This window comes from Paraburkholderia sp. A1RI_3L, assembly GCF_048957895.1.
Taxonomy (GTDB): Bacteria; Pseudomonadota; Gammaproteobacteria; order Burkholderiales; family Burkholderiaceae; genus Paraburkholderia; species Paraburkholderia kururiensis.
The window spans coordinates 168,382-183,786 of the sequence record NZ_JARCHA010000011.1; the positions used below are offsets into that span (position 1 = coordinate 168,382).

The 15,405-nt window shown below is 65.8% G+C and carries 13 protein-coding genes; 7 read left to right on the forward strand and 6 right to left on the reverse strand.

What is annotated here, in order from left to right:
• Positions 1-235 precede the first annotated feature (235 nt).
• The gene (gene fdhA / locus PXJ20_RS25815; protein WP_017773732.1) at positions 236-1,435 is read right to left on the reverse strand and encodes a formaldehyde dehydrogenase, glutathione-independent; all 1,200 of its coding nucleotides are present in this window, start codon (positions 1,433-1,435) and stop codon (positions 236-238) included.
• 233 nt (positions 1,436-1,668) lie between these two features.
• On the opposite strand from fdhA, the gene betI reads away from it, so the two are divergent.
• The 4 genes from betI to PXJ20_RS25835 all read left to right on the forward strand — a co-directional run bounded on the left by betI (position 1,669) and on the right by PXJ20_RS25835 (position 7,268).
• Entirely contained in the window at positions 1,669-2,256 is a 588-nt protein-coding gene (gene betI / locus PXJ20_RS25820) for a transcriptional regulator BetI (RefSeq protein ID WP_413214570.1), read from the forward strand.
• A 42-nt stretch (positions 2,257-2,298) separates the two neighbouring features.
• On the forward strand, positions 2,299-3,768 hold the full coding sequence (gene betB / locus PXJ20_RS25825; RefSeq protein ID WP_421032438.1) for a betaine-aldehyde dehydrogenase: 1,470 nt from the start codon (positions 2,299-2,301) through the stop codon (positions 3,766-3,768).
• 72 nt (positions 3,769-3,840) lie between these two features.
• Positions 3,841-5,604 (forward strand): choline dehydrogenase, encoded by a 1,764-nt coding sequence (gene betA / locus PXJ20_RS25830; RefSeq protein ID WP_421032439.1) that lies wholly within the window; start codon positions 3,841-3,843, stop codon positions 5,602-5,604.
• 206 nt (positions 5,605-5,810) lie between these two features.
• The gene (locus tag PXJ20_RS25835) at positions 5,811-7,268 is read left to right on the forward strand and encodes an MFS transporter (RefSeq protein ID WP_421032440.1); all 1,458 of its coding nucleotides are present in this window, start codon (positions 5,811-5,813) and stop codon (positions 7,266-7,268) included.
• Between the two features lie 93 nt (positions 7,269-7,361).
• On the opposite strand, the gene PXJ20_RS25840 is transcribed toward PXJ20_RS25835, so the two are convergent.
• The 3 genes from PXJ20_RS25840 to PXJ20_RS25850 form a co-directional block, all read right to left on the reverse strand.
• Positions 7,362-8,597: a hypothetical protein gene (locus tag PXJ20_RS25840; RefSeq protein ID WP_421032441.1), complete on the reverse strand. Its 1,236-nt coding sequence runs from the start codon at positions 8,595-8,597 to the stop codon at positions 7,362-7,364.
• A gap of 337 nt (positions 8,598-8,934) precedes the next feature.
• Positions 8,935-9,636, reverse strand: a complete 702-nt coding sequence (locus tag PXJ20_RS25845) for a YceH family protein (protein ID WP_421032442.1) — start codon at positions 9,634-9,636, stop codon at positions 8,935-8,937.
• Between the two features lie 79 nt (positions 9,637-9,715).
• Positions 9,716-11,176, reverse strand: coding sequence for a TIGR00366 family protein (locus tag PXJ20_RS25850; protein ID WP_421032443.1), 1,461 nt, complete (start codon positions 11,174-11,176; stop codon positions 9,716-9,718).
• A 495-nt stretch (positions 11,177-11,671) separates the two neighbouring features.
• Between PXJ20_RS25850 and PXJ20_RS25855 the strand changes: the two genes are divergently transcribed.
• From PXJ20_RS25855 to PXJ20_RS25865, 3 genes are all read left to right on the forward strand, one after another.
• Positions 11,672-12,127, forward strand: a complete 456-nt coding sequence (locus PXJ20_RS25855) for a CHRD domain-containing protein (RefSeq protein ID WP_421032444.1) — start codon at positions 11,672-11,674, stop codon at positions 12,125-12,127.
• A 500-nt stretch (positions 12,128-12,627) separates the two neighbouring features.
• Positions 12,628-13,116, forward strand: coding sequence for a carboxypeptidase regulatory-like domain-containing protein (locus PXJ20_RS25860; protein WP_421032445.1), 489 nt, complete (start codon positions 12,628-12,630; stop codon positions 13,114-13,116).
• 130 nt (positions 13,117-13,246) lie between these two features.
• Complete coding sequence (locus PXJ20_RS25865; RefSeq protein WP_017773721.1) at positions 13,247-13,705, forward strand: RT0821/Lpp0805 family surface protein; 459 nt, start codon at positions 13,247-13,249, stop codon at positions 13,703-13,705.
• An 8-nt stretch (positions 13,706-13,713) separates the two neighbouring features.
• Here PXJ20_RS25865 and PXJ20_RS25870 read toward each other — a convergent pair whose 3' ends face one another.
• Positions 13,714-14,418 (reverse strand): cytochrome b/b6 domain-containing protein, encoded by a 705-nt coding sequence (locus PXJ20_RS25870; protein ID WP_421032446.1) that lies wholly within the window; start codon positions 14,416-14,418, stop codon positions 13,714-13,716.
• Between the two features lie 162 nt (positions 14,419-14,580).
• The gene (locus PXJ20_RS25875; RefSeq protein WP_421032447.1) at positions 14,581-15,402 is read right to left on the reverse strand and encodes a ProQ/FINO family protein; all 822 of its coding nucleotides are present in this window, start codon (positions 15,400-15,402) and stop codon (positions 14,581-14,583) included.
• Between the last annotated feature and the right edge of the window lie 3 nt (positions 15,403-15,405).

The following is a 15,405-nucleotide window of genomic DNA, read 5'->3' on the forward strand; positions in this document are numbered from 1 at the left end:
TAGTTCTGATGTGGTTATCTATTTAATCAGAAGTGGGAATTTTTTCTGAGTGCGGAATGTGCGTTCGCACAACGAAAGCGCTGGCTGTGACACATTGAGCGAAGAGCGCTCGGCATCGCGCCTCGAGCAACAACACAAGTACGCGAGCCGCTCCGGAAAGCGGCTCGCGTGAACATCCATACCGCGACACCCCGCTAGCGGAGCGACGGCAAAACCAGGCGGCCGTATGTCCCCCTCAAGCCGCCTTCAACAACCCATGCGGGTCGATCACGAACTTGCGTGGCGCCCCGCCATCGAACTGCCGGTAGCCTTCGGGCGCCTCGTCCAGCGACACCACGGTCACGTTGACGATATCCGCGATCGGCAGGCGGTCCCACAGAATGGCCTGCATGAGATTGCGGTTGTACTTCATCACGGGCGTCTGGCCGGTATGGAATGAATGCGACTTCGCCCAGCCAAGGCCAAAGCGGATGCTCAGGCTCCCGCGTTTCGCCGCCGGATCCACGGCGCCGGGGTCGTCCGTCACGTAAAGGCCCGGAATGCCGATGGACCCGGCCACGCGCGTAATGTCCATGAGCGAATTGAGCACCGTGGCGGGCGCCTCTTCGTGGTGGCCGTGCGAACCGTGCCCGCGGGCCTCGAAGCCCACACAGTCCACCGCGCAATCCACTTCGGGCGTGCCGAGTATCTGCGCGATCTGTTCGCCGAGCGACGCGTCACGCGAAAGGTCCACCGTTTCGAAGCCCATCTTGCGAGCGTGCTCGAGACGCTCCGCATTCATGTCGCCGACGATCGTGCATGCCGCGCCGAGGAGGCGCGCCGAGGCCGCCGCCGCCATGCCCACGGGCCCCGCGCCCGCGATGTAGGCCGTGGCGCCCGGCTTCACGCCGGCCATCACGGCGCCGTGGTAGCCGGTGGGCAGAATGTCTGAGAGGCAGGTGAGATCGCGGATCTTCGCCATCGCCTGATCACGGTCGGGGAACTTGAGCAGGTTGAAGTCGGCGTACGGCACGAGCACGTACTCAGCCTGGCCGCCAATCCAGCCGCCCATGTCGACGTAGCCATAAGCGCCGCCCGCGCGCGACGGATTCACGTTCAGGCACACACCCGTGTGCTGTTCCTTGCAGGTGGGGCAGCGCCCGCAGGCCACGTTGAACGGCACTGAAACGAGATCGCCCACGCGCAGCGTTTCCACGTCGCGGCCCACCTCGATCACTTCGCCCGTAATTTCGTGCCCGAGCACGAGGCCCGTGGGCGCGGTGGTGCGTCCGCGCACCATGTGCTGGTCCGAGCCGCAGATGTTGGTGGACACCACTTTCAGGATCACGCCGTGGCCAATGGCCCGGCCGCGGGGATCGACCATCTTCGGGTAGTCGATGGACTGCACTTCGACCTTGCCCGGCCCGGTATACACGACACCGCGATTGCTGCTCATCGTTCTGTCTCCATGTTCGTCTGATGACGTCGTCGTTCGCGGCGGCACGCGCGCGCCTGCCGCTCTCACTGCTATCAGCAGCGTAGTCGCGATGGGCCCGTGCCGATTGTGCAAAAACCGACACGGGTTTGGCCGCCGCCGACACGCGTGTTTCGGTGCGTTTTTTATTGATTGAACGTTCAATAAAAAATAGCTACGATGCGACTTCCTTTAGATGTACCTTCCCGTTCGCCATGCCCAAAGTCGGAATGCGCGAAGTGCGTCGCGCGCAGCTGATCGACGCCACCCTGCTCACCATCGACGAAGCCGGCCTTGCCGGCACCACGCTCGCGTCCGTGGCGCAGCGCGCCAACATCTCGACGGGCATCGTGAGCCACTATTTCGGCGACAAGGACGGTCTGCTCGAAGCCACGATGCGCCACATCCTGCGCGACCTGTGGGCGGCCACGCGGCGCCGTCGCATCGCGGCGAAGCCGCAGGCGCGTGCGCGTCTGCGTGCGGTCGTGGCCGCCAATTTCGACGTGAGCCAGGTGAGCGGCCCTGTCATGAAAACGTGGCTCGCCTTCTGGTCGCAGAGCATGCACGAGCCCGCGCTGCGCCGTTTGCAGCACGTCAACACACGCAGGCTCTATTCGAATCTCTGCGCGGAATTCGCCAAGGCGCTGCCGCGTAGCGCGGCACGGCGCGCGGCAAGCGGCCTCGCCGCGATGATCGACGGGCTCTGGCTGCGCGGCGCGCTCTCGGGCGACCCGTTCGACACGCGCGCGGCGCTGCGCCTCGCCAACGACTACATCGACATGCTGCTCGAAGCGAGCGCATAGCCCATAGCCCTGAGCACCTGGCTTCCTTCACGGAGAAACACGATGCCTTCCTACGGCCTGCAACGTCTCTACATCGGCGGCGAATATGTCGATGCCACCAGCGGCGAAACCTTCGATACGTTCGATCCCGCCACGGGCGAAAAACTCGCCACGGTCCAGCAGGCCAGTGCCGCGGACATCGACCGCGCCGTGGAATCTGCGCGCGAAGGCCAGCGCACGTGGGCCGCGCTCACCGCGATGCAGCGTTCGCGCATCCTGCGCCGTGCCGTCGAATTGCTGCGCGAGCGCAACGACGTGCTCGCGGAACTCGAAATGCACGACACGGGCAAGCCGATTGCCGAAACGCGCGCGGTGGACATCGTGACCGGCGCCGACGTGATCGAGTACTACGCCGGTCTCGCCCCCGCGATCGAAGGCGAGCAGATTCCGCTGCGCGCAGAGTCGTTCGTCTACACGCGGCGCGAGCCGCTCGGCGTGACGGCGGGCATTGGCGCATGGAACTATCCGATCCAGATTGCGTGCTGGAAGTCGGCGCCTGCGCTCGCCGCGGGCAACGCGATGATCTTCAAGCCGAGCGAGGTGACGCCGCTTTCGGCCTCGAAACTCGCGGAGATCTATATCGAAGCCGGCGTGCCGCCTGGCGTGTTCAACGTCGTGCAGGGCGACGGACGCGTGGGGGCATTGCTTACCGCGCATGAAGGCATCGCGAAGGTGTCGTTCACGGGCGGCGTCGAAACGGGCAAGAAAGTGATGTCGATGGCGGGCGCGTCGTCGCTCAAGGAAGTGACGATGGAACTGGGCGGCAAATCGCCGCTCATCGTGTTCGACGACGCCGATCTGGACCGCGCCGCGGACATCGCCGTCACCGCCAACTTCTTCAGCGCGGGCCAGGTCTGCACGAACGGCACGCGCGTATTCGTGCACGCCGCGGTGCAGTCCGCGTTCGAAGCGCGCGTGCTCGAACGCGTGAAACGCATTCGCGTCGGCAAGCCGTCGGATCCGCAGACCAACTTCGGTCCACTCGCGAGCGCGGCACAACTCGACAAGGTGCTCGGCTATATCGATAGCGGCAAGCGCGAAGGCGCACGGCTCGTGGCGGGCGGCACGCGCCTTGTTGACGGCCACTTCGCGTCGGGCCAGTACGTCGCCCCTACCGTGTTCGCCGACTGCCGCGACGACATGCGCATCGTGCGCGAAGAAATCTTCGGGCCCGTGATGAGCCTGCTCACGTTCAGGGACGAAGAAGAGACGATCACCCGCGCCAACGCCACGCACTACGGCCTTGCGGCCGGCGTGGTGACAGAGAGCCTGGCCCGCGCGCATCGCGTGATTCACCGGCTGGAAGCGGGCATCTGCTGGATCAACACGTGGGGCGAGTCGCCCGCTGAAATGCCGGTGGGCGGCTACAAGCAGTCGGGCGTGGGCCGCGAAAATGGCATCGCGACGCTTGGGCATTACACGCGCATCAAGTCGGTCCAGGTGGAACTGGGCCGCTATCAGCCGGTGTTCTGACGCACTGCACAGACAGGGCACAACGCGAACAACGGCACAGGCAGGCGCACGGCTCAAAACAGGGAGCACAGCATGGCAGCGAAGGAATACGACTACATCGTGATCGGCGCGGGCTCCGCGGGCAACGTGCTCGCCACGCGTCTCACCGAAGACGCGGACGTCACGGTACTGCTGCTTGAAGCCGGCGGCCCCGACTACCGCTTCGACTTCCGCACGCAGATGCCGGCCGCGCTCGCGTATCCGCTGCAAGGCCGCCGCTACAACTGGGCCTACGAGACCGACCCGGAGCCGCACATGAACAACCGCCGCATGGAGTGCGGGCGTGGCAAGGGCCTGGGCGGTTCGTCGCTGATCAACGGCATGTGCTATATCCGCGGCAACGCACTCGACTACGACGGCTGGGCCGAACGAAAAGGCCTTGAAAACTGGGCTTATCTGGACTGCCTGCCGTACTTTCGCAAGGCGGAAACACGCGACGTCGGCGCCAACGACTATCACGGCGGCGACGGTCCCGTGCACGTGACCACGAGCAAGCCCGGCGCGAATCCGCTCTTCGAGGCGATGGTGGAAGCCGGTGTGCAGGCAGGCTACCCGCGCACGGAAGACCTCAACGGTTATCGCCAGGAAGGCTTCGGCCCGATGGACCGCACGGTGACGCCGAAGGGCCGCCGCGCCAGCACGGCGCGCGGCTATCTGGACCGTGCCCGCGCGCGCCCCAACCTCACCATCGTCACGCACGCGCTCACGGACCGCATCCTGTTCTCGGGCAAGCGCGCCGTGGGTGTGGATTATCTGCAAGGCAACACGACGGTCACGGCGCACGCGCGTCGTGAAGTGCTGCTCTCGAGCGGCGCCATCGCCTCGCCGCAGATCCTGCAACGCTCGGGCGTGGGTCCCGGCGCGTGGCTAAGCGAAGCGGGTGTGCCCGTCGTGCTCGATTTGCCCGGCGTAGGCCAGAACCTGCAGGACCATCTCGAGATGTACATGCAGTACGCCTGCAAGGAACCTGTCTCGCTGTACCCTGCCCTGCTGCTGCACAACCAGCCGGCTATCGGCATCGAATGGCTGCTGCGCGGCACGGGCATCGGCGCGAGCAATCATTTCGAGGCAGGCGGCTTCATTCGCACCCGCGACGACGACCCGTGGCCGAATATTCAGTACCACTTCCTGCCCGTCGCGATCAACTACAACGGCACCAACGCGATCCGCATGCACGGCTTCCAGGCGCACGTGGGCTCCATGCGTTCGCCCAGCCGCGGCCGCGTGAAGCTGCGTTCGCGCGACCCGCGCGAGCATCCGTCCATCCTCTTCAACTACATGGCCGAGGCGCTGGACTGGCGCGAGTTTCGCGACGCCATCCGCATCACGCGCGAAATCATGCGGCAGCCCGCACTGGACCGCTATCGCGGCGAGGAACTGAATCCGGGCGCACAACTCACGACCGACGCCGAGCTCGATGCGTTCGTACGCGGCCGCGCAGAAACCGCCTACCACCCGTCGTGCTCGTGCGCGATGGGCTACGACGACATGGCGGTGGTGGACAGCGAGGGACGCGTGCATGGCATCGAAGGGCTGCGCGTCGTGGATGCCTCCATCATGCCGCGCATCACCACAGGCAACCTCAACGCGCCCACCATCATGCTCGCCGAGAAGATTGCCGACCGCATTCGCGGCCGCGCGCCGCTCGCGCGTGTGGAGACGCCCTATTACGTCGCCAACGGCGCACCCGCACGCGGCAAGCCGTTGCGTATCGATGGAGCCAGCGACGATGGAACCAGCGACGCCCCATCGCCGGGCACGGCGGGCGCGCACGACGCCGCGTTGCACACGCACTGAGCGCGAAACGCGACGCGCGCGGGGAACGCATCACGCGAAGTACATGGCGAACCCGTTCCATTGCCATGCCGCATCCGTTCTATGTGTGCGAATAATGGCCGCGTCTACTGAATGCCAGGTGGGCCGCAGCACACGTATCTGAACGGACGGCAGCGAAAGCGGTCCGCGCGTGGCGTGCCCTTCCATTCATTCGCTCAGGGGACGCCATGCCGACCGTCGCTGCATCTTCAGCCTCATCCGCCTCCCGTCGCGCCACTGCGGCGGCCCGTCTCGAGCGTCTGCCGTTTTCGGGCTACCACCGCACGCTCTTCATCATCATCGCGATTGCGTTCTTCTTCGATTCGGTCGATTTGGGCACGATGACCTTCGTGCTCGGCTCGATCAAGACGGAGTTCCATCTGTCGACGGCGGCGGCCGGGCTCGTGGCGAGCGCGAGCTTCTTCGGCATGGTGCTGGGCGCCGCGGTCGCGGGACTGCTCGCGGACCGCTTCGGGCGCCGCCCCGTGTTTCAGTGGAGCATGGTGCTGTGGGGCGCGGCATCGTACCTGTGCTCAACGGTGCAGTCGGTAGAGGCGCTGATCGTCTACCGCGTCTTGCTCGGCATCGGCATGGGCATGGAATTCCCCATCGCGCAGACGCTGCTCTCGGAGTTCGTGCCCGCCTCGTCGCGCGGCCGGCTGATCGCGCTGATGGACGGCTTCTGGCCGCTCGGTTTCATTGCGGCGGGATGCGTTTCGTACGTGGTGCTGCCGCATTTCGGCTGGCGCACGGTGTTCGCGCTGCTCGCCATTCCTGCGGTCTTCGTGCTGATCGTGCGCCGCGTGGTGCCGGAATCGCCACGCTGGCTCGAACATCGCGGCCGTCTGGGCGAAGCGGATGCGGTACTGGCTCGGGTCGAGACCAAGGTCATGCGGTCGAAGGGTCTGACGTCACTGCCGGCGCCCTTGCTGGTTGCATCGAGCGTGGATACGGATGCCGCAGTCAACCGCCGCGGCGCCTTCCGCGAAATCTGGAGCGCCGCGTACCGGCAGCGCACCGTCATGGTGTGGCTGCTCTGGTTCTTCGCATTGCTGGGCTTTTACGGCCTCACCTCGTGGCTCGGCGCACTGATGCAGCAAGCGGGGTTCGCGGTGACGAAGTCGGTGCTCTATACCGTGCTGATCTCGCTCGGCGGCATTCCCGGCTTTCTGTGTGCGGCCTGGCTCGTCGAACGCTGGGGACGCAAACCCACCACCATCGCCTCGCTCACGGGCGGCGCCGTGATGGCCTACGTCTATGGACAAACGGCCTTGCACGCGGGCAGCGAAACGCTGCTGATCTGCACGGGACTCGCCATGCAGTTTTTCCTCTTCGGCATGTGGGCCGCGCTCTACACCTACACGCCGGAGCTATACGGCACGGGCGCGCGGGCAACCGGCTCGGGTTTCGCGTCGGCCATTGGACGCATCGGCTCGCTGATCGGCCCGTATGTGGTGGGCGTCGTGTTACCCATGTTCGGCCAGGGCGGTGTGTTCACGCTGGGCGCACTGTCGTTCGCCGTGGCAGCGCTCGCCGTGTGGGTGATGGGCATTGAAACGAAGGGGCTCGTGCTCGAAACGCTGGCATCGCAAACCCAGCCCGGCGACACGGTGGCCTGGCAAGGCGCGGCGGACGAGGTTCGTTGAGCGGCGGCTAGCCGGTGTTGTTGGCGGTTAGTGCTGGCGTAGTGTGGGCATTCAGGCGCCGCCCGTTTGCCTTCACGGTGCCTTCACGGTGCTTCACGGCCCGATGGCAGGGTTCTCGCCTTCGCGAGGCCCTACGTCCGGCGTAAAGATGCCGTTGTTCGCCTGACGGCGCTCGGACTCGCGCATCAGCGCCTGCGAAAGCAGCCAGTGTGCTTCGCCGTTGCTCGAATCGATGGTCAACGCATTGCCGGCGTTATGCCACACGCAGGTCCAGCGCCCCTGCGCCTCGCACCCGCGCGCGCTGGCGAGCATCGAATCGCGCTGCTGCTCGCGGTCCATCAGGTCGCCGCGCATACGCAGCGCTTCCGCGTTGTTCGGGTCTTCGGCCAGCACGTTCATGAGCGCCGCGCGCGCCGAACCCAGATTGTTCTTGTCCAGATTGATGCGCGCGCTCTGCAGACTCGCGGCAACGCGCGAACGGACTTCGTCGCTGCGACGCTGGGCCACCGTCGCCTCGCGTATGCGTCGCGCGGTGTCGGCATCGACGCGGCTCGTCGTGCGCGATTTCTGCATCGCCATACGCGCAGGCTGCGGGGGCGTGCTGACGCTGGGTGCGCTTGCATACGCCGTCGTGGATGAGGGCGCATTGGCCATGCCCGTCTCGCTCGCCGTATTGGGCGTGTTCGCGATGCTGGGCGCCGGCGCTTGTGCCGTGTCTGGTTGCGTCGGCGCGGCCTGCACGTTCGTGTTCGGCTGCATCGGCGGGACAGGTTGCGCGGGCGTGCTGCCTTGATTCGCGACGCCCGCTTGATACCCCGGGTTTCCTTGATAGGTTTGATTCGCCTGATTCGCCTGGTAGGCCTGATCGACCTGTGCGCCGCCGTTGCCGGCGCCTTGCCCCGAATCGGCCACGGCACCGCTTGCCACTTGCGGCGGCAGATCGGGCGAATCGCTCTTACGCGTGAAAAACGCATGCGCGGTGAAGAGCAGCGCCGCGGCGACGAGCACAGGTATGGCGTAGTGGCTGACCTTTGCGTGCCAGCGCGTATCGACCCAGCGCCTTGGCTCCGTATCGCCGAAATAGTCCCGATGCTCGAGTCCGCCTGCACCGGATCCGCTGCCGTAGAGCGCAAAGCGCCCGCCGCTCTCGTCGAGTGGCGGGCGCCATGTCGGCTCTGCTGGACCGCGGGCGCCAGACGACGCAGGCGACGCCGGCCCGCGTGCGCCGGCCGCGGCACGCGCGTCGTGAGGCGCGCGCGTATCAGTATCGGACTGATGGTCGAGCTGATTCGCGCCGCAATGAGGGCAGAACGCAAACGGTGACGCCAATTTGGCATTGCAATGTGCGCACCGCAGCGGAACGTATTGATCCGAGCCGATTTCGCGAGGCATGGGCAGTCTTGCTGGTTCCAGAGAGACGTCGAAAAACTGATCCGACCCGTTGTCAGGTGGAGCGGCGTTGCGCCGGAACGGCCATGGCGAAAGGACGAGAACGAATATGAAAGACGCCTGGCCGGGCGCAATTGCCACATGCAATATGAGCCAGTTTGCGCTGAAGATCAATCGCGAACCTGGAACAAAACGTGACGGCGGGCCTTGTGTGCGAAGCCGCACAGACGCATGTTGCGGCACACGCGCGACATTGCGTGCGCCGCATGCACCGAACCTACGATTCGCGCGCGCCGTCGATCTGAATGCCGAGTTCGGCCGCCATCTGTGCGACCGCAGTCTGCAATCGCGCCAGTTCGCTCGCCATATGCCTGTGTTCCGCCTTCAGCGTTTCGAACTCGGTGCGTGAGACGCTATCCTCGCCACCGGTCGCCGCTTGCGGCATATCCTGGCTCACCTCTCCGCACAGCAGATGCGCCCAGCGGTTCTCGCGCTCGCCTGGCGTGCGTGCGAGCTTCACCACACGCGGCGGCTGGCCTGCTGCGAGTTCGTCGAGAAACGCTTCGACAGACGACGTATCCGCGAAACCATGCAGCCGTGCCGAGTTCAACCGCAACTCGGCTGCGGTCTGCGGCCCGCGCAATATCAACGTGGCGAGCAAAGCTACGCTCTGGCTCGATACGCCGAGCGCGCGATTCATGTTGTGCTCGAAGCGCGGCACGCGGCTGCCGCTGCTTTCGAACACGAGGCTCGGGTGCTTCAGGCTTTCGATCGCTTCCAGCACCTCGGCCTCGGTCGCGTTCATCACGGGCGAGCGCGCGGTCTTCTGGTTGCAGCCGGACGTGAGCGCGTTGAGCGAGAGCGGATAGGTGTCGGGCACCGTGTGCTGCTTTTCCACCAGCACGCCCAACACGCGTGCTTCGAGTGGCGTGAGTTGACGGCTGGACGGACGTTCGATGGATTCGTTGCTCGTGTTCATGGATGACGGTAAGGCTTGACGCCAAAAGCAGCAGCGCGCGGTGAAGACCCGACGACAGAGTTCGTCCGCGCGCGGTGCCTCACGGAATCAGCCACAACGCCGCGGCATAGATCACGAGCGAAACGGCAAACGTGACCGCCGTGTAGCCCATCACGCGCTGGATGCGAATGCCCGCAATCGCGACCACGGGCACCGCCCAGAACGGCTGCAGCATGTTCGAAACGTTCTCTGCCATCGCCACGCCCATCGCCGTGTGCGCGACGCTCGCATGCAGCGCCAGCGCCGCGGGCAGCACGAACGGACCTTGCACGGCCCAGTGTCCGCCTGCACTCGGGATGAGCAGCGTAATGATAAGCGAGCTGAGGTAGCTCCACAGCGCGAGCGTCGTGGGCGTCGCAACCGCGACGAAGGTTTTCGCGATCGCGGGTGCGAGCCCCGTGCCCGTCATGATGCCCATGATGCCGCCATAGACCGGATACTGAAGCAGCATGGAACCGGTCTGACGCGCGGCGCGGCGAATCGCGTCCGCATAGGCAATGGGCGTGCGTTGCAGCGCGAGACCCGCGAGCAGGAAGATCAGGATCGTCGTGTTGATGTCGAGTTCGAAGCCCTTCGCATGCCACGTCATCGCGAGGTAGCCGATGCCGAGTGCGAGCAGCAGCAGCGTGCCGAGCATCGAGCGCTCCATGCGCGCCGCCACCGACGATGTGCCCGCGGCACGCGCATGCGGGTCGCCATTATCGTCGGCGGCATTCGCGCCGGCCTCGCGCGACTCGCTAAACGCGACCACGTGCTCCGCCTTCGGATGCATGCGGATGAAGATCGCTGTCATCACGACGACCACGAGCACCGTCGGGACGAACACGAACGGCGCGAAGACGGTATCGGTGAGCGGCACGACATGTCCGGTCGCTTTCTCCACGAGGTTGAGCGCATTGCCGTGCGATGCCTGCGACAACGCAATGGAGCTCGACAGCCCGCTGTTGCACACGGACCATGCCGAGTAGCTGCCGGCCACGAGCCACGCGAAATCCACCTTCACGCGACGCGCGATTTCGCGCGACAGCAACGCGCCCACGATGAGCCCGAGTCCCCAGTTGAGCCACGCCGCCACGCCAACCACCGGAAACACGAGCAGCGCCGCCCGCGTGGGCGACGTGACCCGCGACGCGAGCGCACGCAAGCCACGCTGCACGATGGGCGCATCCGCGATGGCGTAGCCCGTCGCGAGAATCAGGATCATCTGCAGCGCGAAGCCGAGAATGTGGAACGTGCCGTCATACCAGGAGGTCAGGATGACGGGCAGCGTGCCGTGCGGCGCGAGCAACGCGGCAAGCACGATCACGACGAAGGTGAGGCCGAGCGAAAGGACGAACGGGTCGGGCATGACCTGCTCGAATACATAAACGAGGCCTGCCACAACGCCGCGGCCGCGCGGTTTTTCTGGCCGGTTCTCTGTTACGCCCGGGATTCCCGTTGTGCCGGCGGGATGAACGACGCCCGCCATGCCGGCGTGCGAGCCGGTATCTGTCTTCTCCATGACTTCGATCCGTGTGGTTATGTGGTGCTGAAGGGGTACTGAAAAGCTCGCTCGATGCATCGAAGCGACGACGTGCAAATGTTCTAATTGCGAACGATGCGTCCACTGAACGAACCCCGGAGCATACTCGTCTCATCGGAAATTTGCGCGCAGCCATGCAGGCGGCATGGCTTTCAATATGCCCACAGCCGCGTTGCGATTTGCTGGAACGAAGCGCAACGCGTGCGCGCGTGGCACCACGCGCAAGGCCGTCCACGCGCGCGAGCACGCGCCTGCGCCGCCGCAGACGCTGGGCTAGAATCGCCTCAGGCTTCGCCCCCTTCTTGTTTCGCGCTTGCATGCCGAGCGCACCCCTCGCCGATATCGCGCTGAAGCCCGCATTCGCTGCTGACTCACCGACACGGCGGTTTCAGTTCCCCCACACCGGCTCACAACGGCGCACGTCGTGGTTCGGCCGGCACTCACCGGAAAAGGAGATGGCAGATGAGACAATCAATGAGGCAATCAGTGTGGCAGCGCGCGGTCGCGACCGTGGCGGGCCTCGCCTGCGCGACCGCCATGGCGGCGGCTCACGCGGCTCCCGTGTCACTCACGGTGCCGCTCACAGGCGACCAGCAGGTGCCGCCTGTGCAGACCTCGGGCAACGGCAGCGCGGCGCTGACGTACGACGCGGATACACACGTCGTGACGTGGAAAGTGACGTACAGCGGTCTTTCAAGCGACGCCACGATGGCGCACTTCCACGCGCCCGCCGCGGCTGGCAAGAATGCGCCGCCCGTCATCTGGCTCACGAAAAAAGGCTCGACGACGATATCGAGTCCCATCAGCGGCGAGGCCACGTTGACACCTGAGCAGGCCAGGCAATTCCTCGCCGGCGACATGTACATCAACGTGCACACGAAGGACCATCCTTCGGGGGAAATTCGCGGCCAGGTGCAGCCACCGAAGTGAACCTCGCGCTCAATACCCCGCGATAGCACGCAAAGACGGCAGCCCGGCTTCGGCCGGGCATGATCGCGTGCCCTGTTCTCTCGTGCAGTTCGCCGCGGGCTACCCGGCGCTCCCCCTTCTCTTTGGCCGAATACCGCACCGTCAGGCGTTTCACATCCAGCGCGCGAATGACGTCCATGTTCCTGTTGAACACCGGATCGGCCGATTCGTCGAATACCCCCGCTTATAGCGCGTCATGACGCGCCATAAGGTGCCTTAGGGTGCCTTAAGGTGTCATAAGGCGCTGCCCATGCGCCGCCCCTCTGCCCGCGCCGCGCATTTCGCCTCTCCCGCTCACGCTTGATACACGTCAACACCGCGCCTTGGCCGGCACGTCATTCTGCATTGGCCAATGAGCGGTCCATGCGTTGGGCGGGATATCTGACGCGAGGCGCGACTCCGTCGCGTAACGGTGCCCCGCCTTTTCCTTCGCAGCCGCGAACGCATGTCTGGAGGTCTCTATGTCGAACATCTCTGCCCGCGTACTCGCCGCGCTGCTTCTGTCATGCGCGTTCGCGAACACCTACGCCCTGGCGCAAACGACACAAGCGGTGCCAGCGGCACCCACGCCGGTCGAGCGTAACGGCGTGACGTACATCACGGGAGGCATCGGCGAGGACGAAGTCCGCGCGTTCCGCGAAGTCGCGCCGAAGTACAACCTGCGCGTCACGCTCGCGTCGAAGGCTGGCCACTATCTTTCCGACATCAACGTGAGCATTGCTTCCGGCAAACGGGTGGTACTCGCCGTACACACGGAAGGCCCCTTTCTGTTTGCCCGCGTGCCGCCGGGAAGCTATCGGATCACGGCGCGTGACCGGCACGTAACGATCACGAAACAGGTGGTGGTGCCACGCCAGGGCGGCATCGACGTGCACTTTTACTGGGACGACCCCGACCGCCACGACGTCATGCTGATTTGCCAGCGCTGCCCGACACCGGCACCGAAGTGATCGTCGCACCGTTGCGGATTCGTCCTGTGGATGTTGCAGATTAGATAGTCATGCCAACCATTTTGGCCGTGCCGTCGTGCTCACGCGAGTGCACCGGCGCGCGGTCGTGAACTACCGAAGGAGGCTGGTGATGGAAATGAAGCTTCGTTATGCGTCAGTTGCGTTGATCGCACTTTCGGTGGCGGCCTGCACGCAGCCGCCCACCAAAGAGCAAGGCGGCATGCTGATCGGTGGAGCATTGGGCGGCGTGCTCGGCTCGCAGGTTGGCGGAGGAACCGGCAAGACCGTCGCGACCATCGTCGGCGTGCTGGCGGGCGCCGCGGTTGGCGGTGCCGTGGGACGGTCGATGGACGAAACCGACCGGCTCAAAACGGCGCAGACACTCGAAGGTGTTCGGACCGGTGTCCCCTCTACCTGGCGCAATCCGGACACCGGCAATCAATACACGGTCGTGCCCACGCGCACGTTCGATGCATCGACCGGGCCATGCCGGGAATTCACGGTTGATTCGGTCGTAGGCGGCAAACGCGACAAAGTTTATGGAACAGCGTGCCGTCAATCCGATGGCAGCTGGCGGGTGACCCAATAGGCGACGCGCTAGAGCACGCTCGCGAGTAGCGTCACCCCGCCCGCGGCGACAGCCAGCAGAACGATGGCGAGCCAGAGCGGTGCGCGCCGCGGCTCGCGAACATGCGCGGGCAATGACTTGCGCCCGTCGAGCATGGGGCGCAAGAGATTCTGTCCCCACACGAAGGCATAGAGCGCGACGGCGCAGACGTGCAGCGCAATGGCCACAGCAAGCGCGTCCCACAGTATCGAATGCAGGGCCGCGATGGTGTTGGAGACAACGGCCGGCACGACTTCGGAGAGCGGGCCTTCGTCGGCGACATCGTTGTAGACGTAGAGCCCCGTCAACGTCTCGGCGGCCAGCAGCGCGAGCAGCAGCAACACCATCCAGCCGCCCGCGGGGTTGTGGCCCGCCTGCACATCGGGCTCGCGGCGCGCCACTGAACGCAGATGCCGGAGCGCCGCGGCGGGCGCCGCCACGAAGCTGGTGAACCGCGCGGTCTGGCTTCCCAGAAGGCCCCACAGCAGGCGAAACACCACCAGCACGAGCAGCGCCTCGCCGATGCGCACGTGCCAGTCGATCCAGTTGAGGCGGACGGTCACATAGGCCGCCGCCACGAGCGCCACTGTCAGCCAGTGAAAGAGACGGACGGGCCAGTCCCAGATCAATACGGTGCGGGACGAAGACGCCGCAGCAGGCGAGGCAGCCGACGCATCACGGTGGTCAGGCGCCATGCGGGGCTCCGTGCGGAATACGCTGCGTCGCGAAACCGCTTCGCGCCCCGGGGTTCGCCGCACAGTTCGCCACGCCGTTCGCCACCCGCGACGGCACGCGGCACCCGTATGGGACATGGCGCCCCAACGCCGGCACGCACGCGCTTCGTCGCGCGCCGGAGGTCATTGCGCCGCGGTGCTCGGAGCCGCGGCCGGCTGCTCCGCTTCAGAAGGCGGCTGTTGCGCGGCCGGTTGTTCCGCCGTTGCCGGCTCCTCCGGCTCCTCTTTGGCAGCCGCTTGCTGTGCCGGGCCGTGATTCTGCCCCTGCCTTTGCTTCTGCCGCTCGAGCGCCCGCGTGGCGCGCGTGACGTGCGAGGCTTCCACGCCCGGCCCCGGCGAGGCCGTACCGTCCAGCTCGTAGCGCGGCCCGCCCACGGCCACGTGCTCGTGATAGCGCGGATGATTCACGTGCAGCTTCAGCACGAGCGAAATGAGGGCCTTGTCGAGTTCGGGATGTTGGGCGCAGAGATCGTCGAGCACGCCGATCTTGAGCGGGAGCCAGTCGCGAAACGCAGGATGCTGCTCCCCGAAGCGCTTGCGCACGGCCCGCAATTGCTGATCCCGCTCGATACGCGCAGCCAGCACCGGGTCTGCGGGACGCCGGGGCGCGCCGCGATCCTTCGGTTTCTGTCCCCGCGAGCCCGGCCCCGGGTTCGGATTCGGACCGCGCGGCCCTTTGGCGGCGCTGTCGGGCTTCGGGCCGCCCCGACGCGGATGCGGCGGCTTGCCGGGCTGGCCCGCCCGCCCCTGCGGCCCGCCCGGTCGCGCGTTCTGCACGCTGGGCTTTTTCGTATCGGCTGGCCTCGGCTGGCGAGGCGCTTCGGCCGCAGCGTGTGTGGCCTGCCCCTCGTCCTGCCGTTCGGGGTTCGACGCGAGCGCCTTCTTGATTTCCTGCAGGCCTTCGCGAAAGCTCAGTGCGCGGCGCGGTTGGGTTGCGGTTTTCACGAA

Bases quoted from the DNA above. Each gene is read 5' to 3' on its own strand.
- PXJ20_RS25850 (WP_421032443.1), bottom strand. From the start codon at position 11,176: ATGGAGAAGACAGATACCGGCTCGCACGCCGGCATGGCGGGCGTCGTT.
- PXJ20_RS25855 (WP_421032444.1), top strand. From the start codon at position 11,672: ATGAGGCAATCAGTGTGGCAGCGCGCGGTCGCGACCGTGGCGGGCCTC.
- PXJ20_RS25845 (WP_421032442.1), bottom strand. From the start codon at position 9,636: ATGAACACGAGCAACGAATCCATCGAACGTCCGTCCAGCCGTCAACTC.
- fdhA (WP_017773732.1), bottom strand. From the start codon at position 1,435: ATGAGCAGCAATCGCGGTGTCGTGTATACCGGGCCGGGCAAGGTCGAA.
- betA (WP_421032439.1), top strand. From the start codon at position 3,841: ATGGCAGCGAAGGAATACGACTACATCGTGATCGGCGCGGGCTCCGCG.
- PXJ20_RS25860 (WP_421032445.1), top strand. From the start codon at position 12,628: ATGTCGAACATCTCTGCCCGCGTACTCGCCGCGCTGCTTCTGTCATGC.
- PXJ20_RS25870 (WP_421032446.1), bottom strand. From the start codon at position 14,418: ATGGCGCCTGACCACCGTGATGCGTCGGCTGCCTCGCCTGCTGCGGCG.
- betB (WP_421032438.1), top strand. From the start codon at position 2,299: ATGCCTTCCTACGGCCTGCAACGTCTCTACATCGGCGGCGAATATGTC.
- PXJ20_RS25835 (WP_421032440.1), top strand. From the start codon at position 5,811: ATGCCGACCGTCGCTGCATCTTCAGCCTCATCCGCCTCCCGTCGCGCC.
- betI (WP_413214570.1), top strand. From the start codon at position 1,669: ATGCCCAAAGTCGGAATGCGCGAAGTGCGTCGCGCGCAGCTGATCGAC.
- PXJ20_RS25865 (WP_017773721.1), top strand. From the start codon at position 13,247: ATGGAAATGAAGCTTCGTTATGCGTCAGTTGCGTTGATCGCACTTTCG.